General features: G+C 53.4%; 8 protein-coding genes. All 8 read right to left on the bottom strand.

Features of this window, described 5'->3' with window-relative positions; genetic code table 11:
• Positions 1-14: 14 nt before the first annotated feature.
• Entirely contained in the window at positions 15-13,031 is a 13,017-nt protein-coding gene (locus tag HBA55_RS20935) for a beta strand repeat-containing protein (RefSeq protein ID WP_166995439.1), read from the bottom strand.
• 1,094 nt (positions 13,032-14,125) lie between these two features.
• Positions 14,126-14,401 (bottom strand): YfiM family lipoprotein, encoded by a 276-nt coding sequence (locus HBA55_RS20930; RefSeq protein WP_166995437.1) that lies wholly within the window; start codon positions 14,399-14,401, stop codon positions 14,126-14,128.
• Positions 14,398-15,609 carry a glycosyltransferase family 4 protein gene (locus HBA55_RS20925; protein ID WP_166995435.1) on the bottom strand — a complete coding sequence of 404 codons (1,212 nt, stop codon included), beginning with the start codon at positions 15,607-15,609 and terminating at the stop codon, positions 14,398-14,400. Before HBA55_RS20925 ends, HBA55_RS20930 begins: the two co-directional genes overlap by 4 nt.
• Before the next feature lie 55 nt (positions 15,610-15,664).
• Entirely contained in the window at positions 15,665-16,810 is a 1,146-nt protein-coding gene (locus HBA55_RS20920) for a glycosyltransferase (RefSeq protein WP_166995433.1), read from the bottom strand.
• A gap of 5 nt (positions 16,811-16,815) precedes the next feature.
• The gene (locus HBA55_RS20915) at positions 16,816-18,234 is read right to left on the bottom strand and encodes a TolC family outer membrane protein (RefSeq protein WP_166995431.1); all 1,419 of its coding nucleotides are present in this window, start codon (positions 18,232-18,234) and stop codon (positions 16,816-16,818) included.
• 8 nt (positions 18,235-18,242) lie between these two features.
• Complete coding sequence (locus HBA55_RS20910) at positions 18,243-19,712, bottom strand: HlyD family type I secretion periplasmic adaptor subunit (protein WP_206019891.1); 1,470 nt, start codon at positions 19,710-19,712, stop codon at positions 18,243-18,245.
• 30 nt (positions 19,713-19,742) lie between these two features.
• A complete protein-coding gene (locus tag HBA55_RS20905) occupies positions 19,743-21,548 on the bottom strand; it encodes a type I secretion system permease/ATPase (protein WP_166995429.1) in 1,806 nt (601 codons plus the stop codon).
• Positions 21,549-21,859: 311 nt separating this feature from the next.
• Complete coding sequence (ihfB, locus tag HBA55_RS20900) at positions 21,860-22,162, bottom strand: integration host factor subunit beta (protein WP_166995428.1); 303 nt, start codon at positions 22,160-22,162, stop codon at positions 21,860-21,862.
• Positions 22,163-22,564: the final 402 nt, after the last annotated feature.

The following is a 22,564-nucleotide window of genomic DNA, read 5'->3' as shown; positions in this document are numbered from 1 at the left end:
TCCTGATCCTAGGATCAGGCGATAGTGAAGTCAGCAGCTACCAGTACACCGTTGACCATACCTACCAAGTTGAGTTCACCGGCAGTCACGGCAGCACCATCGTTTGCATCTGTGATTTCATAGATGTACGAATCAGTACCATCGTTGAGCACCAGGTAGTGAACTTCGTTGAGAGTATCACTCTGCAGGAAGTCAGTGTCACTACCGTCATCCAACCATGCAGCAACATCAGCCAGATCAGTAAAGTCAGCGATGTCGTTGTTATCGTCGGTGGTGATATCAACATCATTGGCAGAAGCGTCTTGTGCGAAGATGTACACATTGGTATTCGCAGCGTCTACTGTCTGACCAGTGTTGTTAGCTACCGAGGTAATAGCAGCAGTACCTTCACCATCAGCAGCAATCATCGCGGAGATGTCCAGCTGATCACCATCGGCGTTAGCAAAGCCGGTGATGGACACGTACTCATCAGCGTCAATATCCAGCGATGCGGCAACACCACCGGTGGTACCGATGAAGACGAAGGTGTCTTCAACGCCGGCAGTCGCAGTCAGGGCACGAGTGTTAACACCGTCACCATCGCGGATACTGGCTTCAGAACCTACACCGGTGTGCTCGATAGCACTGGCACCGGCCAGCATGGCATCGAACGCAGTCTCATCAGCCGCGCTTACCGCTGCAAACTCAGTGATCGTCTGATCAGAAGAGTTGGCGATGGCAATAGCGCTACCGGACACACTGTAATCCGTGATGTTGTTGTTGATATCACGGGTATTGATGGTCACGGTGATGGTCTGGTCACCTGGGATCGCATCTCCGGATACGAAGTCGAAGCCAGTTACGATCTGGGCAACAATGCTCAGGCCGGAAGTCTCTTCGAAGTCGTCGTCGAAGTTGGTGTCACCGGCAGCCAGAGCACCCATCTGAGTGTTTCTGACAGTCAGTGCAGCGTTAACACCTGCGTCCACGTCAATGGTGGTAGTGGTTGCACCACCAACCACGTCACTGATGTCAGCCGCAGCGTCTACATCAATATTGACAGTGGTGAACGCATCCAGGTCTCCGGCATCGCCAACAACGTCTGGGTCGGACACAGTGTCTACAGTGCTGGTAATCAGCGCCTGAGTAGAGGTCAGAGTCAGAGTATTCAGACCAGTGGTCTGATCATCGATCTGAATCTCGTTAACACCGCGAACGTCCAGCAGGTCGATAGCAGCACCACCACCGAAGGCAGCAACGTTAGTGTCATCAATGTACAGCAGGTCTGCACCGTCACCAGTGATGGTGCCAGTGAAAGCAGCCCACTGAGCATCGGTCAACTGCAGCGAAGAGCCGGCTGGGATGTTGATTTCAACAACACCAGTCAGATCCAGCTTGTTGTTACCGTCAGTGTCCACCAGGGTGCGCAGGTCAACGTTGCCGTCGATTACCAGCACGCCATTGGCGCCAGTGTTGATGGTCAGAGAACCTGCATCAGCAGCAGCTTCACCCGTCATGTCTGGGATGGTTACAGTATCGGACAGAGTCAGAGTACTGCCAGCCGCAGCCGCAGACAGATCGAAGGTCCAATCACCCTGGGAATCCAGATTCATGGCGCCAGCGTTGTTGTTGGCATCGCCAAGTCTAACGGTGGTCACACCAGAACCAGCGGTCAAGGTGAAGTCGCTCTCGTCAACGTCAGTGATGGTACCCAGATCCAGATCACCAGTCAGGGTAGAGGCATCGATGGTAGTCAATGCTGCACCGTTAACACCAGAAGCGTCAGGCAAGGTATCTACGTCATCCGGATCAGTCAGCGCATCGTCAGCAGAACCGAAGACGAAGTTACCGGTACCGTCGAAGGTCACAGTGGTAGTACCAGCGCCCAGATCCAGACCAGGGCTTGCGCCAGGTGCGGTCAGGGTACCTGTACCATTGTGAACCAGGTTCACACCAGTCACGTGAATGTCGGTAGTATCCACCTGAGTGATGGTTACGTCCGCTGCACCGTTAACGGTGATGGTCGCTTCCTGAGTGGCGATGGGGTTATCGTCAACATCGTACAGGGAGTTGGTCTGGTACTGCAGGAAGATGGTTCCGATGGTTACATCAGTATCAGCGTTGATAGTGATGTCCAGCAGGTTGTTCTCTTCGGCTGCACCGTCAACATTGGCACCTACGACGCCGGTCAGATTAGTACTGGCACCGTCCTCGTCAGAGAATACAAAGTCGCCAATCACAGGATCAGTGACGTTACCGTTAACGATACTGGTGAAGTTCAGAACACCACCACCACCATTGGCAACAGTCCAGTTCTCAAACTCAGCAGCGGCAATCAGCGCGGCTGCACCCAGTTCGTCACCTGCACCCGTCAGATCAACAGTAGTGCCGTCGAAAGTGACAGTGTCACCACCAACTACAGCCATGGCTGCGTCCAAGGTGAGAGAGAAGGTTTCCTGAGCGCCTGCACCAACCGCAGAGATGTCACCCATGGAGTTAGCACCGGTACCTTCGGAGTTGATGGTCAACCCGCGGAAGTACAGAGCAAACTGAGTGCCGTCGCCCAGTGGATCCAGATCGGTATCCAGGTTAGTCGGCAGCAGCAGGCTACCCTGAATGTTGGAGTTACCGGACAAGGTGATGCTCAGTGTCGCAACTTCCGCGTCACCATCCAGGATGTTAAAGGCGATGTCTGGTACCACATCGGTATCAGGCTCGACAATCACAACACGGTTGGTGGTGGAGATGGCTGTAGCATCAACTGGGACAACAACTGCGCCGCCCACTTCGAAGATGGTCACAGTCACGTCTTCAGACAGACCGTTGTAGATCTCTTCAAAGTTGAAGGTACCTGCAGTGGCGTTGTCTACGAACTCGTCCAGTACGAACAGATCGTCTACGTCGAAGCCGGCAGATTCGATGATCGCGTCGGCGTCGGTGCCGTCAGCGTTATCGAAGCCCAGTACCAGAGTAGTGTTGGTCTGTGCAGAACCGTCAACAGTACGACCGTCTGCCTGAGTTTCGTTGGACAGGGTCAGGCTCTGGCCGTCTGCAGTCATCAGGATAGAGAATGCAGATACCGTTCCTGTGCCATCCAGAACCGCTGCGTCGGTCACACCGTTCAGTACAACAGTGGCTGCAGCAGCATCCAGGCTGATCACACCAGCGTTGGCGGCAACAGTGCTCAGATCGATATCGGCATTGTCGTCATCCAGATTGGTGATGTTCAGAGTACCGTCACCAGTGATGGTGCCAGTAGGCATGGACTGGAACTGATCAGCGGTCATTTCCAGAGTGGTTCCTTCCGGAATCACAATGCTCTGAACGTTGCTCAGGTCCGCACCGGCAGGAACAGTGACTGTACCATTGGTGTCTTCAACAGTGATGGACTGAATGGTGATCTCAACATCATCCGGATCAGCGTTCAGCTCGTCAGACTGGATGTCTTCACCGTTATAGCTGGTCAGGTTGATCTGCTGTACACCAGCAACGCCACCAGTAGTGTTGTCGACCAGGCTGAAGCCTGCTTCGCCGATGTTCACAAACTGAGTGGTGGTCAGAGTAACAGCGGCAGTGGTGTCTGCATCAACCGCAGTCAGCTCAATCGCGTTAACGCCAACCAGAGTGTCGTCAGACAGGTTCAGGTCACCGTGTACGGCGATGATGGTGTTACCGGCAGCGTCGGAACCATCAACAGTGATAGCGTCAGCGGCATCGACTGTCAGAATGGTTTCGGACAGAGCGATGGTCAGGTCACCAGTACCATTGTGGTCAACCACCAGAGCGTCGACGTCATCGTCGTCGGTATCCAGATCGTTGATAACCACGTTACCAGCGCCATTGACTTCCAGAGTGGCCGTCGCTTCGTCGTCACTGTCATTGCGAGAAGAGAACTCGATCTCGTCAATGGTCAGGTCCTGAGTGGCGTTGATCACAACGTCCAGCAGGTTGTTTTCGCTTGGAGAAGCACCGTCTACGACAGCGGCTACAGTGGCAGTCGTGTCAGAGCCAGCGATCACGAAGTCAGCGTTAACAACGTCGTCAACGTTTTCCGGGTGATCCAGAGTGAAGTCAACCTCACCAGCACCAGCACCAGCTACGGCAGTCCAGTGGGTATCACCGGCGTCGTTGGCATCGTTGATGGCGGTCACTACAGCAGCGCGAATGTCATTGGCGGAAGTGCCGTCTGGAACAGTAATAACCACGCCGTCGAAGGTGATAGTACCGTCACCATCCGCAGAAGTATCAGCGGTGAAGGTCACAGTGAAGGTTTCAGCAGTGCCAAGACCACCTTCAGTACCCGCAGCGATGTTCTCGATGGAGTTAGGGCTGTCACCGTCGGAGTTGATTACCAGCTCACCGAAGAAGGCAGGGAACTGATCGGTTTCGTCCAGGATGATCGGATCGGAAACAGTCGGGATATTGACTGTACCCTGGATGTCGGCGCCACCTTCGAGGTTAATGGTCAAAGTGGTAACTTCAGTATCAACGCGCAGATCGTTGAAGATCAGGTCGCCGTCTACAGTTACATTTTCTTCGACATTAACAACACGGTTAGTGGACTCAATCACTGTAGAGTCAACCGGGGCATCGTCATCAGCGCGGAAGATAGTCACGTCGATGGCAGAGGCCAGATCGAACAGCAGATCTTCAACGTTTTGATCAGCCACCAGAGTGTTGAACACGCGTACTTCGTCAATGGTGCTGGCGTAGTCGGTGGTCACAATCTGAGTGGTCGGCGCTTCGTAACCAATCACAACCTGTGTACCAGTGATGGCGTCGCCAGTGGTAACCGTGCGGCCATCTGCCTGAGAGTGACCGGAGAAGGTTACGCTCTGGTTGTTGGCGGTCAGCTCAACTGCGAAGACGTCAAGATCAGCCAGGTCGCCGTCGATGGACATGATCACAGCTGCTTCAGCGGCATCCAGGAAGATGGTTCCCTGTACGTCGTCATCAACACCGGAGAAGTCGGTATCACCGTGAGTGTTGTTGAAGTCAGTAATGTGAACAGTACCGTCACCAGTGATGGTGCCGATGCCGTCGAGCTGAGCGAATTGGTCAGCGGTCATAAACACGGTGGTGCCCGCTGGGATTTCCAGAGAGTTCACACCGGTGAAGTCGGTATTGGCGTCTACAGTGATGTCGCCTGCGTCAGCAGCAAACACGATAGTGCCGATATCTACACCTGCGTCGTCAGCCAGAGCCTGGGCGTCGATCTCTTCACCCATGTACAGACCAATGTTCAGTGTGGAGTTAGTACCGCCAGTGATGTTGGCCAGACCAATGGTATTCACCAGCTGGTCAATGGTTGCAGTCGCGCTGGCATTGTCACCAATGGTCAGGCTGTTGATACCTGCCAGAGTGGCTGGAGACAGATCAACGGCTGCAGTGTCGTCGATGGTCAGAGCTATACCGCCCGCGCCGCCGTCGATAGAGGTGTTGGCGTCTACAGCAGAAGCCGCATCCAGACCCAGTGTCACTTCAGCAGTAGAGGTACTGGTGATGGTTACGGAATCGATGTCGCCGTCACCGTCCTGACCGACATAACCGCCAATGGAGACTGGAGCGTCGCCAGTGATGGTCAGCACAACGTTTGCATCGCTATCGGTGTCTGCGTTGTTACGGCCGGAAGCAGCATCAGCATAGTTAAAGACAATATCACCCACAATATTCAGGTCGTGAGTCGCATTAATCGCAACGGTCAACAGGTCGTTGTCTGCATGCTCGATTAGCGGAGGACCTACAATATCAGCATCTCCATTATCCAGAGGAGAGATGTTGCCGATGATCTGGTTAGGCGCATCAGCTGCATCACCTTCGGACACGATGGTCAGTGTGTCGAACCAAGTGGTGATGGTGTCAGCAGGATCAGTAACGATGGTGCCCAGGTTGATCGCGTCGCCGCCACTAATGGTGCCGTCAATGGTAGAACCATTGTCGTCATCAAACTCACCGTCGCCTTCGCCCTGCAGAGTAACGGTCAGGTTGCGAACTGCGGACAGCTCGTCCAGGTCGTTAAACTCGATACCGGCAGAGGTCACGCTCTCTTCTACAACCACGAAGCGGTTGTAAGGAACAACAACACCGATTGCATCCGGATCGTAGAACAGGTTCAGGGTGACATCTTCGCTCAGATCATCCAGCAGGAACTCAGCATTAACACCGCCGACAAATACCGCCAGGGCACGCAGAGTTGTGATGCTGTAGCCGGAAACGTCGATAGAGTCATCTTCGTTAACGGGTGCTAGAGCAGTGCCCGCCATTTCAGCGAACAGGAAGGTGACCGTGGTATTGGCACCACCAGTAATGTCCAGACCGTCAGCCTGATCGGAAGTTGCCAGACCCAGGCTTTGGCCGTCGGTCATGAACACTTCGTCAACGTTGGTAATAACGTCGCCTACAGTCAGGTCAACGTCTTCACCCAGCGCCAGAGTAACGGTGTCAGCAGTGATGCCAGTGGTGATCAGATCGTCAACGTCCGCCTGCATCAGGTCGGTGATGTTAACGGTGTAATCACTGCTTGCATTGCCATCGGCGTCAACACCAGTAATGGTGCCTGCACCAAGCAGCTGCTGGAACTGAGCAGCAGTCAGGTTCAGAACGCTACCTTCTGGAACGATGATGGAATCAACGTCGGTCAGGTTAGTGGCCGGATCCAGAGTAACTGTGCCGGATACCAGAGTGATGTCCTGTATATCGATATCTTCGTCAAACGCGGTGGCGTCAAACGGAGTGCTACCTACACCTACCACATTCAGATCAGCCGCATCGCCGTCGTCGATGGTGATGTTGCCAGCTCCAATTGCATCGATCTGAGCCTGAGACAGGGTCAGGTCCGCACCGTCAGCCAGGTGAATCTGAGTTACGGCACTCAGGTCATCGTCGGACAGGTCAACTGTACCGGAAACAATCAATACCACACTGCCGGTTCCCTGGAACGCCAGAGCGTCGGCGGCGTCAATATTGGCTGCCGCGACATTGATAGTGGCAGTGCCAGTACCATTGTGTGTGACAGTCAGGGCGTCAACGTCAGTATCGCTAGTGTCGATACCAAAGGTAACGTCCGCAGCGCCATTGATGGCCAGAACCGCTTCAGCTTCATCGTCATCGTTAAAGCCGAAAGAATCGTCACCAGTTACGGATTCGAAGATGATATTGCCAGTGACGATAAAGTCCTGATCTGCGTTGATGGTCACATCCAGCAGATTGTTATCTGCTTCTTCATCAACAGTGCCATCATCGGAAGTAATATCACCTGTGATGATGTTTTCACTATCTCCAGACAGCTGGTTCTGAGCAGTACCGGTAGAATTGATCACCAGTGTCTTCAGGTGGCTGTGCAGAAGATCAGAGCCGTCGTTCTTATCGGTAGAATCGATGGTCAGATCACCAACAATCTCGACACCACCTTCCATATTGATAGTGAGGTCAGAGATCTCGTAATCATCTTCAATACGAGCGATGGTAAATCCACCGGTAATGGTGATGCCTTCTTCGAGGGTAACAGTCTGAGGTATTGCGTTAACCTGGTCAGGACCCTGGAAGACCACCTTCTCAACACGCTCCAGCAATCCCTGGAACAGATCGTCGATATTGGATGCTGCAACGTATGTAGAAGAAACACGCAGGAAGTCAATATCCCAACCAGAAGCATCAACGTCGCTGGCAGTATCGTCAGAGAATTCCAGAGTGGAGTTGCTGCCACCATTGATGGTCGCGCCGTCAACGTCTTCAGCCTCAGGCAGAACCAGAGTCATGTCGTCGCCGATATTGATGGTCAGGCTGTCACCTGCACCTACGGCCAGGCTGGTGTTGATGTCTGGAGCGTCATCAGCAGGAATATCTACATTCTCGGCCAGAGTGATGGAGATGTTCTCTGCAGTTACCAGAGCGATATCCAGGCCAGCTGCAACGTCGGCCTGAGTCAGGTCTGTGATGTTAACAGTGTACTCAGTGCTTGCCGCACCAGTTGCGTCAACGCCAGTAATGGTACCGGTACCATTCAGCTGCTGGAACTGAGCCGCTGTCAGGTTCAGCACGGTACCTTCAGGTACAACCAGGCTGGCAACATCGGTCAGATCAGTGTCAGGGTGCAGAGTGACTTCATCAGCGCTGATAACCTGCAGATTCAGACCTGCAAAGGTCAAAGAAGAATCATAGGCGGCCAGGCTGAATGCTTCCTCGCCCAGACCAACCAGGGTCAGAACAGAGGTCATGTCGCTGTCACCAACAATATTGGCTTCGCCAATTGCGGCAGACTGAGCGATGGTCAGAACCAGGGTGTCACCGGAGCCAATGCTGACAGAGGTAACGTTGGTCAGAGATGCAGCTGTCAGGTTAACAGTACCATCAATGATCAGGCTGATCTCACCAGCACCAGAGATGCTGTCGATAGCATCAACGCCAGCGTCATCAACAGTCAGTGTGGTACCACCAGCGGCACCAACGAAGGTCATGCCATCGTCTTCACCGGCCAGATCCATGGAAGTGGTCAGCTCACCGACAACACCAGAAGCGTCGAACGAATCAACAACAGTGCTGATCGCTGGGAATTCCACATCGGCATCGGCAGTCAGGGTCAGCTCGGAAACGTCGGCGCCTGTGAAAGCATCGATCTCGGTGTCGCCGCCAGTAATGTTAATGGTGGCAGATTCAGCGTTGATCAGGGTAATACCCTCAACCATCTGAACTTCACCTGCTGGCAGAGCATCCAGACCTACGATATTTACAACGGCATCGGCATCTTCGCGGGCAAAATCACCCACCAGGTGACCAACGGCGTAGCCAACGTCTTTGGCGTACTCGACTTCCATCAAGAACTCAACGCCACGCTCGGTGTTGTCGAAGGTGATGGTAGTATCGTACAGACCCTGGATACCCAGCACTTCGAGATCCTGTGTGGTCTCGCAAGTGTAGAAGGTATGGTCGTCGTCAGCGTCGACCACTACGAAGGTCTGAACGCCACTGGAGATCAGGCCCTGTTCGTCAGTACCAACATCGCCTTCCAGTTTCACATCCAGGCGAGCATTGATGCCGTTACCGAAGACACCGCCCATCCAGACGCCGTCAACCAGAACAGTCGCTTTTTCGAAGTGTTCAACAACCAGACCGGAAACTTCGCCACCCACACCGGAGTAATCGATCAGGAAGTACTCGCTATCAGTGGCCAGCTCAATGGAGTCACCCGCGTTCTCGACTGGGCGGCCCCACTCGTCTACACCAGAAGCAACAGGTTCGAAGGTCAGACCGGAGTCACCAACAATACGCAGGAAGGTTTCGATAGTGTCGAACGGGTTCAGAACACCGCCTTCCAGACTGTCGGTATCGATAACGAGACGGCTATAGGAAGGAGTATCAGCTGGGCGATCGTAGCCAGTGAGAGTACGGTCAACCAGGACGTTAGAGCCCCACTCGTCGCGTGTGATATCTCCATCACCGTTACCGCCAGCAGCCACAGCATCATTGTGGAAGTCGCTGGACAGTGAACCACCCAGATAAGTGGCGTCGGCATCATCGGTACGAACCGCATCGTTGTTATTGAACGGATCGAAGTCAGTGCCAGCACCAGTGATCAGTACGGTGCCGCTCTGGAAATCGGTGTTCATGTCGTTGTACAGAGACACGCCTTCAGAGATTACGCGCTCATGCAGCTGCTGAGCGGTCAGCTCCAGCTGGACACCGTCCTTGATTTCGAAGGACAGGTCGATGGAACGAGGCAGAGACTCGATGTCCAGCGCGTCCAGAGAGGTGTCTTGGTCAACAATCAGGTTGATGGTGGACTTGGCGTTGAAGGACTCACCGATAACGTTAAAGGAAGCAGAGCCACCCATAGCGATAAACTGGGATACTGTCAGAGTCAGCGCGTCGCCGTTACCCATCCATACAGCAGTGACGCCGGAAACGTCAGCACGGGACAGATCAGTTTCGGACTGGATCACCAGGGTGATGTTTTCACCGGTGATGCTGGAACCATCAATGGCAGTAATGGCCTGATTGCTGGTGGCTTCATCATTACCAAACGTGATGGTGTTGTTACCGGTACCGGCATCGATGACCAACAGGGTCTCGTCGCCATTTTCACCGGAAAGATCGTCCTGAGTATCGTCGGCACTGTCAAAATCAACATCGCCACCAATGATGGTGATGCTGTCGTCACCAGAACCAGTGGTTACAGTAACGTCTTCGACTTCCGCAACAACTACCGTGTTGTTACCGTCACCCGCATTGATGCTGATAGAAGAATCAACATAAGCGGTGCCTTCAACCTCAATGCTGTCACTACCCGCACCGGCAGTAATGCTACCAGTCGCGACGTTTACAGCTTTGATGAAGTTGCCGCCGTCACCAACGGTCAGGCTCAGCGATGCAATGGGCGCTGGCGTAACATTGGGAATGGTAACAAAGTCGTAGCCATTATCGCCCAGAGAGATCTGGTTAGAACCGTCACCGGCCACAATAGCAAGAACACCTGCATCGGCATCGATCTGGTTGTTACCGTCACCAAGTACGATAGCGCTGACGTCGGTTTCAGTTGCGGCTACACCTTCAAAGGCACCACCCTGGGCTTCGATCAGGTTGTCACCGTCGCCAGCAGAAATGGTGAATTTGTCAGTAGACTCAACACCAATGTGGTTGTTACCACCCAGTACGGTAACGGTTACGTTCTCTTCCAGAACGTGCTCGTCGTCGCCATTGGAGATAGCCCAGATTTCGTTGTTACCTTCACCTGCAGAAACGACAACATTGCCGTCGGTCTCAACAGAGAATTCGTTGTTACCGTGACCACCTTGAATGCTTACATCGCGACCGCTGGAGCTGTTAACACTGCTGAAGTGGTCATCGGAGTCCAGGGTACCAACGAAGTGAACTTCGTCGTTGTAGCCATTCATGCTCAGGTCAACACCAGCGGTGTTGGCTGAGGCGTCAATATGGGCTGGGGTACCGCCGGCAAAATCGCTGGCAATGCTGTCCTGAATGTACAGGAAGGCGTCGCCGGTGATGTTCAGGTTTTGCAGGCCAGCTTCACCACTGTCACTCAGCTCACCCTTCAGGGTGTTGCCACCACCGGTGGACTCAATGTTCAGAGTCGGGGAGTTGTGGGCGATATCCAGGTCGGATCCGCTGGTGAAGTTAACGCTGTCCAGGGTGATATTAATGCCATCATCACCTTGAACGTCTGAGTAGTGAACCTTGACATCACGAGAGAAGTTGCCCTCAAGGATGGTGGTTGCGCCATTGCGAACACCACTGATGGTCAGGTCACCCAGTGGGATGCTGTTGGCAACAGAGGAAGGCTCTTCAGCTTCGACTACCAGCTCATCGTTGATATCGCCATCTACGGACAGGTTGAAGTCGGCACCAGCCACATCACCGGTCAGGTTGATGTTGTTCTGACCCGCAGAAGCGGTCACCATGTCACCAACGGTGGGGTCATTGTTAATGGCCGCAACCAGCTCGGCGATCACATCTTCGATGGTGTCCGCGGGGTCAGCAACGGGGTCAGCGCCAGCGGGCTGAGCTTCGTAGCTAACATCAACACCGTTGATGGTAATAACGAAGACGTCACCAGCAACCACGGAGGTTCCGAAGTTAACGACGGACTGCTGTGCAATGCCACCTTCCAGATCGTAAACTTCCAGACCTTCGAAGTCGCCTTCGGTAATGGTCAGGGTCTGGATATCGTGAGCGTAACGCAGGTCCAGTACGCTGTTTGCGAATTCGCCTGTGCCGGATACACCCCAGCCATAGTCGGTGTAAGTATTTACCGGCTGACCATCGTCGTCGATAGTCGTGTAAACATTGGGCAAATTCTCAATAGTGACGTGATCAATATTGAACAGCTGCTTGGGCTGAGCATAAACGCCCTTGGCGCTGATCTGCAGGGTGTTCACCCCGTCGCCGCCATCAATGTAGGCTTTGTGCAGCAGATCCAGACGGCCCGCATCGATCTTGTCGTTTACAGCAGAAGTGTAGCCCGCTTCGACAGTGCCACCGTTGTTGGTGGTGGTGGTCAGAACGATATCAACGGGAACTTCTTCACCGGCGCTTCCGGATACACCTTCAGAGACAATGATCTCTTTCTCGAACAGACGAGACTCACCGTCTTCGCCATCCAGCAGCAGATCGTTCAGGAAGTCGACGTATTCTACAGCGATGCTGGCTTCAGACTGGTGGATAGTACCGTCAGAGTCAGTTACTGAGATGACAACATCTACGTTGCTGTCGTCGCCTACGTCACCAGTGGTGATAGTGATGTTTTGAGCGTCATTGGGGTCGATGCCGCCATTGACTTCGGTGGAGGAACCTGGGGAACCTTCTTCACCATTATTCAGGCCGTCGTCGTTGCCGTTGGCAATGTTGATCAAGCCCAGCTCGTGGAAATCCAGGCCGGTCAGGCTGCGAACATACTCAAGCAGATCAACCAGGGGGATGCCTTCGCCAGTGTCTGGGTCGCCCCAGTAGTTAACCAGCTCAGTGACCTCATCTTGACCGGCAGAAGCACCGATTACGGTCGTATTCTCTTGCAGAGTAAAGGTATTGCTGGTGTTGCCGGGGTTGTTCAAACCATCAACAACGGCTTTGGACGCTTCCAGCGAAGCAACCGTTCCATCAACCTCTGCAACAGCGGCTGCGGCGTCACCAGCGTTGTGGGTCTCTGCACTGCCACGCTGAGCCGTGTAATACTCAGCAGCTTCAACTTTGTTAGCCAGCACCAGCTGATCGGCTGCAGAAGCACCATCAATCAGTGCCAGAACCAGCTGATCGATATTTACAGTCGAACCACCGCCGTTAACCCAGTACTCCAGGCCTTCATCAGCAGGTGCGCGTTCGAACAGATTTTCGTACAGGGCGAAAACAACCTGTGCGCGAGTCTGTGAGCCCAAGCCCTCAATATATTCCGGCTGCTCATTGACGATGTTAGCGCGAAGCTGTTCGATGGTCAGATTTCCGCTTTCGATCTGTTCGGTCCAGTATTCCAAGCCTGCCTGAGCAGCGGCACGGCCTAAAAGACCAATATAGATCTGCTGAATCTGTTCAGAAACAGTAGCCATTATGGCACTCCTTTGTTTTTTGGTTTTACCTAGGTTTTATAAAGTTGGGTTCATCAACCAATGGTCACTCACCCCCCAAGATGTTGCCAACTACCTACCCTACTCATTTGACAAACCTAAGCTTCGACAAATAGCAAGCAGCAAACACTGGGCAGTCCAGCATCCTGTGCTGCATTTATAACTGCCGTCTACAAGGCTGTCAAATCATTTTCCCCTTACTTTCCATAAAGTTGTGATGCATTTTCAATTTATGTTTGAGCCTTAGTTTGTGCCGTTTAATTTTTGAGCAAAAGGCTTTAACGGCTTCTGCGCCCATGACTTTCGGCGCGCGGCTTTATCTGAAAACCATGACAAGGTCATTGCAGTCAGAATTCTTTTTACAGGTTTTGAATTGAATCCAGTCAACGCTGAACGCTTGAAAGGAAAGAGCCCAATAAAGGAGGGAGCTTGCGCAGCCAAAAAAAGAATCGCTGCGGTTTAGCAATCGAGTAGTGCGGAACCACAAGAGAGAAACGAAAGAACTTGTTCTTGCTTCTTATATATAGAAGCAAGAACGACAGAACATCCTGTCATACCTGTCATTGCTGTCTGAGCTTCGTAATTACAAGCGAGAATTGCCTATAAAATGTACGCCCCAAGTTTTTAAACTTTTTACCGCTTCCCAATTTAAACTGCCAACTTAACTCGTTCCTTCAATCAGACCTCCTTCAATCATTCCATATTTGTTTTAACGTTTCGTGTAACGCGGTGCGAACACAGCACCGTATTTTGGAAAGGAGTTGCCAGGAAGAATTCGGTCAAGATTCCACCTCTGCAGGGTATTCTTTGTTCCTTTATATAGGTAATCCTATATCGGCACTCCGGTAGTGGTGCTGGAACACAGCCAAGGCTGTTCATTTTTTAATCCGATAAGATTTTTTGCGCCACCTCAAAGGCTCGCGCTTTGTAGTCATGTATCGCTAAAGCTCACAGCTTATAACGCTCTAAAGCGTAGTGCACATTAACTAACTTCGCCACAAATCCTTTATTGTTTTTTTCTTTAGTCTATTTTTTAGACACAACGAAAGATGTACGACGATTTTAGAGGGCGGATTTCACCGCAATGGGCCGACCGCGATCAAAAGAATAAAGTAGATCAGGACTGCCAGTAGAATCCCAAGCATGTTGGCCTTCATATCCTGCCAACAAAAACCGGATCCCCAGTAGTGATCCCAGATTTCCTTGATAAGACCGATGAGAAAGGTGGTCAGGAAGGCCAGCCACAAAGGCATGAGCCATTGCAGTGTCAGCATAATGACCAGACTGTAGCCAAAATGCTGCCTCTTGTCGTGCTCGGACAGTAATTCGGACAGCTTTTTGAATAAGCTCAACGGCTTTGCACCTGAACGAAGACATCCCTCAGCATGGCTGCCGAATTCTGCCAGCTGTACCGACTGGCCACCGCCAAGCCGGCTTGTTGTTTTTCGAGTCTCAGCTGTTCGTTTTCCAGCACCCTGGAGAGGCCCTCGGCAATGGATTCCACTCGGTGTGGATCGACCAGTATGCCGGAGCCATCACAAACTTCCGGCATTGAGCTCAGGTTTGAGGTCAATACCGGGACGCCAGACGCCATGGCTTCAAGCACCGGCATACCAAATCCCTCATAGAAGGAGGGGTAGGCCATCAAGGTTGCACAAGAAATAATCAGGGGGAGGTCTTGCTGATCCACGTAGCCGGTTCGGATCAACTGGTGCTGGGGAAGCTGCTTCAGCGCGTCTTCAATTTTGCCACGTCGCCAGCCGTCCCCGCCGGTAATCACCAGCGGGTATTGTTCACGCAACGGATTGGGCAGCTGGGCGTAGGCTTCGATCAGACCCACCAAATTCTTGCGTGGCTCAAGTGTGCCCAGTGACATCACAAATTGCTCGGGAAGGTTGTAACGTTTTCTGACACTCTCGCACTCTGAAGCGGCTCGCGGGCGGAATTCCGGCGATACCGCCGGAGGCACGATAGCGATATCCTTCTTCCTCAACCCGTAATAGTCCACCAGCTCATCGCGGGTAAACTCCGAGATGGTCAGGATTTGATCTGAGCGTTGAAAGGTTTCCGGTAGCAATCGCTCCATCAGCTCAATGCGTTCGGCGGGGTGGAATTCGGGATAGCGTACGTGGGATATGTCGCAGATGGTCGTTACCGCCCGATTATTGACCGGCAATAATGTGTAATTGGGTTCCCAGTATAAGAAACCCTCTATGTTTGCCTGCTGAGCCTTAGCCATTCGACTGCGCCAGTGGTGCGCCAGAGTACGGGCATAGGGAACATGCCTCGCCGCCCGAATGGCCAGACCCAAGGTTTTTGCCTTAAATCCTGAAACGGAGGATGCTTCCGCCCTCGCCTCTTCTCCTTCCGAGGTCTCCAACTTAAGCAGTCCCATCAGCTCATCTTGAGTCACCTGCCCCAATGCGCTGATTCCCTTCACTTCGCCAATGGCCGGGTCCTTGATCAGTTCCACCAGCAGGTTGTGGGTATAGTGGCCAATGCCAGTGAGCTCGGAGCGCAGGCAATCGACGTTAACTAAGAGATTGATGGGGTTGGGCATGAAGGAGACTGCGCCTTGAATCAGAAGTTCGAGAATAAATGATAGCGAATTTTAGTCAGCTGCGGCGTCCGGCTTGTACTTTGCGGTAGAGATCTGAATACTTCTGGCCCATTCGCTGTTGGGTAAAATGATGCAGGTAGCGCTCTCTGGCGGCGGCGCCATATTGGTGGCGGGCCTGGCTGTCGTTCCAGAGCTCTGCCATGGCTGCCATCAACGCATCTGTTGACCCCGGCGGCACCACCAAACCCGTCTGCTGATGCTGATTGATATAGGTGGTTCCCGTTGAGATGTCCGCCGAAATCAATGGCTTACCGTACATGGCCGCTTCCAGGAGGCTGATACCAAAGGCTTCGGCCCGCAGGTGCGAGGGAAACACAAAGGCCGTTGCCTGTTTTAACAGAGCCGATTTTTGGCTGTCCGTCACCTGCCCCAAATAGTGGATATTGGCGTGCTGGCCTGCCGCCATCTCGACCCTGTCCCGCAACGGGCCATCACCGGCAATCACCACAGGCAACCCCGTCTTGCGGGCCGCCTCAATCAAGAACTCCAAACCTTTGTAGTATCTCAAGACACCGACGAAGAGAAAGAAGCCGTCCGCCAGATGACTGGCGAGGTGTTCCAGCATCTCTGGGTCGGTCTCTGGATATGACGCTTGCTCTAGACCATAGGGTATGACCTCGACCTTGTCCGCAAAGCGCTTTAACACCTGGCTCGACTGCGCGTATTGAGGTGATGCGGCAACAATGGCATCAAGACTGCCCAGAAAACGATGCATCACCGGTGTGTAAATCGGTTTAATCCATTTTTGCCTGACCACATCACTGTGGTACGAGAGCACGGACGGTTTCTTTCTGCCGCCCAGACAGAGATGAGCCAGGTCTTGCAGTGGAAACGGAAAATGGTAGTGGAGAATATCCGTCTGCTCTCTCAGGCGTCGAAACTCGCGCAGGTATTTTACCGACAAGGGGGTTGAGTTCAGGTGCAGAAACCAGGGAACCGCGGTAATCTCCACACCCTGGTGTTCTATCCGCTCTATGCGGTCACCGTCATGCAGCGTCAAGACTTGGTGGCAAAACCCTTGTTCAGCGGTGCTTTGGGTCAGCTGGTAAAGCACCTGTTCTACTCCGCCCATGGTATAGGGGATCGCCGTTTTATAGACGTGCAGAACGTTGGTTCGGGCGCCCCCGGCGCTTGCTGTCATCCTGCTTATCCGTTACTGGCCGAGCGCAGTACCGGTGCGGAGTGTTTTGCGGCTGTGTCGTTAACGGCGGCTTGTTCCGGGCTGATTAGCCAGGTATTAATGGTGTGCAGGTCTTTGGCTGACAGTGTTCCCGCTTCACGCTTCAGATACAGCATGGCTTTGATATGCGCATAACGTGCCGCCTGCAGATCTCTTACGGCGGTGTATTCGTCGCGCAGGGCATTGAGTACATCCACGATAGTCACCGTGCCGTATTCGTAGCCCTTGCGCATGGCGGCTGAAGCCTTACTTGTGGACTCCACGGCTTTACGCGACGCAATCGTACGCTTGTGACTGGAATGGAGATTCATATAGGCGGCACGGGCGCGGCGGGTGACTTCTCGCCTTATTTGTTCCAGCTCTTCGCGAGAGATGTCCGCCTGAGAGATGGCTTCGCGTACCGACGCCGAATTGGCACCGCCGGAATAAATTGGAATATTGATGTCAACACCGAGATAGGTACTCTCGTACTTATTGGTGTCGTTGTTATCGGGGCCGATATCACTTTGCGTTGCCGTGCCCACGAGGTTGACGGTCGGGTAGTAGGCGCCCCGACTCTCAGAAATTCTGGTTTTGGCTGCTTCCCATGCAAGGGCCCGGGCTTTGATCTGAGTATTTCCGGCCAAGGACTTTGACACCCAGCTGGACATGCCTCCTTCCAGCACCGGCACGTCAACGCCATCGGATAAGGCAAACAACTGGTCGATCTCCATGCCAGCCACTTCCCACAGCTGCTCCTTCGCCAAGGCGACCGCATTTTCAGCATCGATTTCATCCACTTCGACCGCTGCAGCGCGAGCTTGCACTTCATAGAGGTCAGTGACCTTGCTCAGCTTTCGCTCGTACATCTGTTCAACCTGGCGCAGGTTGCGCTCGATCGCCTGGCGTTCGGAACGTACGGTTTCGAGCGCGTCCTGTGCTTCCAGGGTATCGAGGTATTTTTCAGAGACGTCTACCATCAGCAGCGCAAGCTCATCAAAATACTCCGCTTCTCGCTGATCGACGACGATATCGCTTCGCTTTTTGGAGGTGAAGGCCTGCCAGTTAAACAGCACCTGGCGCAACTGCATGTTATAGCGTTCGCCATCGTAGTCTTCGAATGTTTCTTCACCCCTAGTACCAGTGATGGGGCTTATTGAGCCCTCGGTCCAGCGGCGGTTTTTCGAAAGACTGGATGAGGCACTAATCTGCGGCAACAACTGCCCAAATGCCTGATCCTGCTGGGCAATGCCCACATTTAACTGGTGACGGGCAATATTCAGACGCGGGCTGGATTCCAGTGCCACGCCAAAAACCTGCTTCAGGTCGACCGCGGCAGAAAACGCCAGGCCAGCCTGAACCCCCAGAAGCCCCCCCAAGAGCTTCGCGATCATAGTTCGCTTCATGCGTGATCTCAGTCTTCAATCATGGATCGGGCCATCGCATCGGTAATCGGCTGAGTCAGATACTCAAGCAATGTGCGAGACCCGGTATTGATGAGAACTTCGGCAGGCATCCCTGGCAAAAGTTCCAAATCCCCAAGTTCTTTTAAACCAATATCGGTGACTTCCACCCTGGCCAGGTAGTGCGGCATACCGGTTTGCTCGTCGATGATTCGATCCGCAGACAGGGAAATCAGCTCGGCGGATATCACCTGTGTGGTGGCGCTCTTAAAGGCTGAGAAGCGGATTTTTGCGTCCTGGCCAATAAATACCCGATCAATGTCGATGGGCGCCACCTGGGCCTCGACAACCAGAATATCCGACTGCGGTACGATATCGAGAATCGGGGTGCCGGGCGACAACACGGCGCCCAAGGTGTGAACCTGCAAACCGTGTACGATGCCCTTGGCAGGAGCACGAATTTCAGTACGCTCTACGGTATCCAGTAACGCATTCATGCGCTCTTCGGTATCGTTCAGACTGGTCTGCACTTCCGCCAATTCATCCACAACGTTTCTATGGAAGTCTTTATCCAGCTGCAGAATATTCAGTTTGGTCTCGCCAATCTGTACTTCGGTGGCGGAGATATTGGAGATCAGTTCAGCGACTTCACCTTTTAAGCGAGCGTGGCTACGTTCCAGTTCACGCACGCGGATTTTATCGGCATAACCTTCGTCCAGCAGATCGCGAAAATCACTCAGTTCTTCGCCGTAGGAAACCACCAGCTCCTCTTTACTGTCCTTGAGGGCTTCCAGGCCTTTGACGCTGGTTTGCAGCTGCTCTATGCGCTGCTCCAGCACCGACATTTCACCAATCTTGGAGCTGCGGCGAGCCTGGAACAATTGATTCTGTGAAGCCACCTCTTCCTGGACTCGGGTATCTTCCAATGAGGTAAGGTCCTGCGGGTAGTCCACCAGATTGCGGTTATCCCGCTCGGCCAGCAGACGAGACTCCTTGGCTTTAAAAGCAATGTACTGACCGCGAATAATTTCCAGCTGAGCGCGGGATTGGGTCTCATCCAAAACAATCAGCACATCCTCGGCTTCCACCAAGTCACCATTGCGGATATTGATGGACTTGACGATGCCGCCTTCCAGGTGTTGAACGGTTTTCTTATGGGACTTAACAGCAACGATGCCGGGCGCCAGGGCCGCACTTTCCAGCGGCGCAATCACCGACCAAAGTCCAAATACACCAAACACCAGAATAAAGAGCACCATGCCGACTCGACGAGGTTTGGAAAAGTCGGTCTCAGCATCAAGATTGTCGGCCGCCTCTTCATCAATCGGCTGCTCTGTATCGAACTGCGCGAGATCCGGCCCGCCCTCTTTTGCAGCATCAGTACCGGGCTCGGCTTTTGCGTCCAGTGCTTCGGGCAATGTGGATTTGCTTTCTTCGGCATCAGGAGCGTCGTTGACCGCTCCCTGTGATTTCTCGGTCATGCTGTGATTCTATCCATCAAGCTGTCTGTTTTATCGATTAGGTACGGGCACGACATTGGCGCCGTTGGCAGGCTGCGCTTGCCCCTGAATGGTTTTGGGCTGCCCCTGCTGTGATTGTGCCGCCTGTGCGGCTTGGGCTGCCGCTGAGGGCTTCACAAATTTGCTCATGACCTGATCGCGGGTACCGAAATCCTTCATGGTGCCTTCTGCCAGCACCAGAATCTTATCCACACTGAGCAAGACCTGAGGTCGGTGTGCGATGATCATCACGGTCACCCCCCGCTCCTTCATGCGCTTGAGCGCAGCCAGCAATTCCTGCTCACCCTTTTCGTCAAGATTGGAGTTGGGTTCGTCAAGAACCACAAAACAAGGGTTACCATAGAGCGCGCGAGCCAAACCGATGCGCTGACGCTGGCCGCCCGAGAGGGCTCCACCGTGACTGCCGATTTGAGTATCGTAGCCATCCGGCAGGCGCAGGATCATTTCATGGACACCTGCCAACTGGGCGGCCTCGACAACAGCCTCCGAATCGATTTCCGTAAAGCGGGCAATGTTTTCGGCAATGGTGCCATCGAAAAGCTCAATGTCCTGAGGCAGATAGCCAATAAAGGGGCCCAGCTCTTCCCGGTCCCAGGTATAGATATCCGCGCTGTCCAACCGCACTTTACCCGACAGGGTTGGCCAGATGCCCAACATCGCTCTGGCCAGGGTGGATTTACCCGCGGCACTGGGTCCAATAACACCGAGAATCTCACCGGGCTCCAGTTTGAATTCCACTCCGCGCAGTGTGGGGGTTCGAGAACCGGGCGGCGCCACCATGATACCTTCTACAGATACCTCCCCTTTCGGGGCCGGCAGACTCATACGGTCTTTGTCTTCCGGGATTTTTTCCAGCAGCTGCTCCAGTCGCTGGTATTGTGCGCGAGCAGTAGAAAAGCCCCGCCAGGCACCGACCATTTGATCGATTGGTGCCAGTGCACGCCCCAGCAGAATCGAGCCGGCAATCATCATGCCCGGCGAGATTTCCTGTTTAACGGCAAGGTATGCACCCAACCCCAGGATCAGCGATTGCACGGTCATGCGAAAGGTTTTTGATATCGATGTAAAGATGCCCGCAGAATCGCTGGCGTCGCCCTGAAGGGCCAGCACGCGATCACTGCGCTCTTCCCATTTGCGACGAATCGCGCCCATCATGCCCATGGACTCAATAACTTCGGCATTCTGCAGGTTTTTGCTGGCGTAGTTACTGACCCAGGCGGCCTCGGTGTTGGCATCCTTTAAGGTTTTGTTGGTGAACTTCTCATTGAGAAAAGCGATAACCACCAGCACGGAACCGGCAAATACGGCGACCAGTCCATAGCTCCAGTGGAACATAAACATGATCATCACGTAGATAGGAAACCAGGGCGCATCGAAAAAGGCGAACAGGCCATTCCCTGTCAAAAACTGACGCAGCCCGGACAGATCTGAAAGCGGCTGGGAGCTGCCTTTCATTCCACCCGTCATTAGCGACTGTTTAAAGGTGGCATCAAAGGTACGGGTACGCAGCATTTTCTCGATCTGGGTACTGGCGCGCACCAGAATACGGGACCGAACCCACTCAAAGCCCCCCATGGAGCCCAGCAGGAACACTAACAACAGTGTCAGCATCACCAGGGTCGAGACACTGCCACTGGTCACCACCCGATCATACACCTGCAGCATATAAATAGAGGGGATGATCATCAGCAGGTTGACCGCCATACTGAACAGCACGGCGTAGCCAAAATACTGTTTGACAGACTTTAGCGCCTCAAACAGTTCCGTCTTAGTGAAATCGTTGTTTTGTTGCTGCATAGATGGAGATCGTCTTAATGGTCAGGTGGCCGTCGCTGTTGTCATTATGCCTTCCATGGAAATCGGGCCCAAATGCCGCTTTTTCAAGGGGTGCGGAAGGGTACGGATAGGCGCGGCACTATAGCACAGGGCACAAAATCACGCCAATGGCGGGGCTCAGTGTAAGGGGATATTCACACAAAGTGTGGCAAAAAGCGTCAAGAACGAGAACTGGATCTCATCTGAGTAAGGGCCAGCCGGGTAAAACCGCTGAAATGCCCTCGGTAGCAGGCCTGTCATCATCCAATGAACGAAATCATGGCCCACATGGGCTAGTGGGCAGGGTGGGACTGAATACTATCGTTAACCCGGTCACGCATTTCTTTGCCGGGCTTGAAGTGAGGCACGTACTTGCCGGACAGCTCCACAGAATCACCGGTCTTGGGGTTACGCCCGATGCGTGGTGCGCGGTAGTGCAGAGAAAAGCTGCCAAAGCCGCGAATTTCAATGCGTTCGCCAGCGGCCAGAACCTGGGACATGTGCTCCAGCATCAGTTTTACCGCCAGTTCCACATCCTTAAGCGATAACTGGTCCTGCTGTTCAGCGATTCGTTCGATCAACTCTGACTTGGTCATATGCAATCCTTCGTTCCACCATACGCCTAACTCATTGTTTTCAAAGGAGTATAGGACGATGAGGATTTGGGAACAAGTGACAATTTAGAGATATTTGAACAACTCGGGCATTTTTTGGCCTTCTGCTGCGAGAATTTTTGGCCAGATAGAACGGAAAACGGGGCGACACCCTTCGGTGCCGCCCCGCTTCGTCCCTCTGCGGACAGCCAAGCCCTGTCTGGAATTGGCTGAAAGAGACTCCCTGTCCCACCGCTACATCCGGGCGCATCCCTTGACCCGTCCTGGTCAACACACACTTCCATGTCAACTTCCCTGTGCATAATCAGTGTCGCCCAAAGGACTCGATCGCGCCAGAGGACAATCCCCCCAATGCTTGTAGGAAATCGCTGACAAACGATCGTA

It is taken from the genome of Pseudomaricurvus alkylphenolicus (assembly GCF_011683955.1).
In the GTDB taxonomy this organism is placed as follows: domain Bacteria; phylum Pseudomonadota; class Gammaproteobacteria; order Pseudomonadales; family Cellvibrionaceae; genus Pseudomaricurvus; species Pseudomaricurvus alkylphenolicus.
The sequence above is the reverse complement of the archived record's forward strand: the minus strand, read 5'-3'. Positions and strand labels throughout refer to the sequence as shown.

Excerpts from the sequence above, each read along its gene's own strand:
- HBA55_RS20925 (WP_166995435.1), bottom strand. The coding sequence starts at position 15,609 with ATGCCCAACCCCATCAATCTCTTAGTTAACGTCGATTGCCTGCGCTCC.
- HBA55_RS20915 (WP_166995431.1), bottom strand. The coding sequence starts at position 18,234 with ATGAAGCGAACTATGATCGCGAAGCTCTTGGGGGGGCTTCTGGGGGTT.
- HBA55_RS20935 (WP_166995439.1), bottom strand. The coding sequence starts at position 13,031 with ATGGCTACTGTTTCTGAACAGATTCAGCAGATCTATATTGGTCTTTTA.
- HBA55_RS20920 (WP_166995433.1), bottom strand. The coding sequence starts at position 16,810 with ATGACAGCAAGCGCCGGGGGCGCCCGAACCAACGTTCTGCACGTCTAT.
- HBA55_RS20905 (WP_166995429.1), bottom strand. The coding sequence starts at position 21,548 with ATGCAGCAACAAAACAACGATTTCACTAAGACGGAACTGTTTGAGGCG.
- HBA55_RS20910 (WP_206019891.1), bottom strand. The coding sequence starts at position 19,712 with ATGACCGAGAAATCACAGGGAGCGGTCAACGACGCTCCTGATGCCGAA.
- ihfB (WP_166995428.1), bottom strand. The coding sequence starts at position 22,162 with ATGACCAAGTCAGAGTTGATCGAACGAATCGCTGAACAGCAGGACCAG.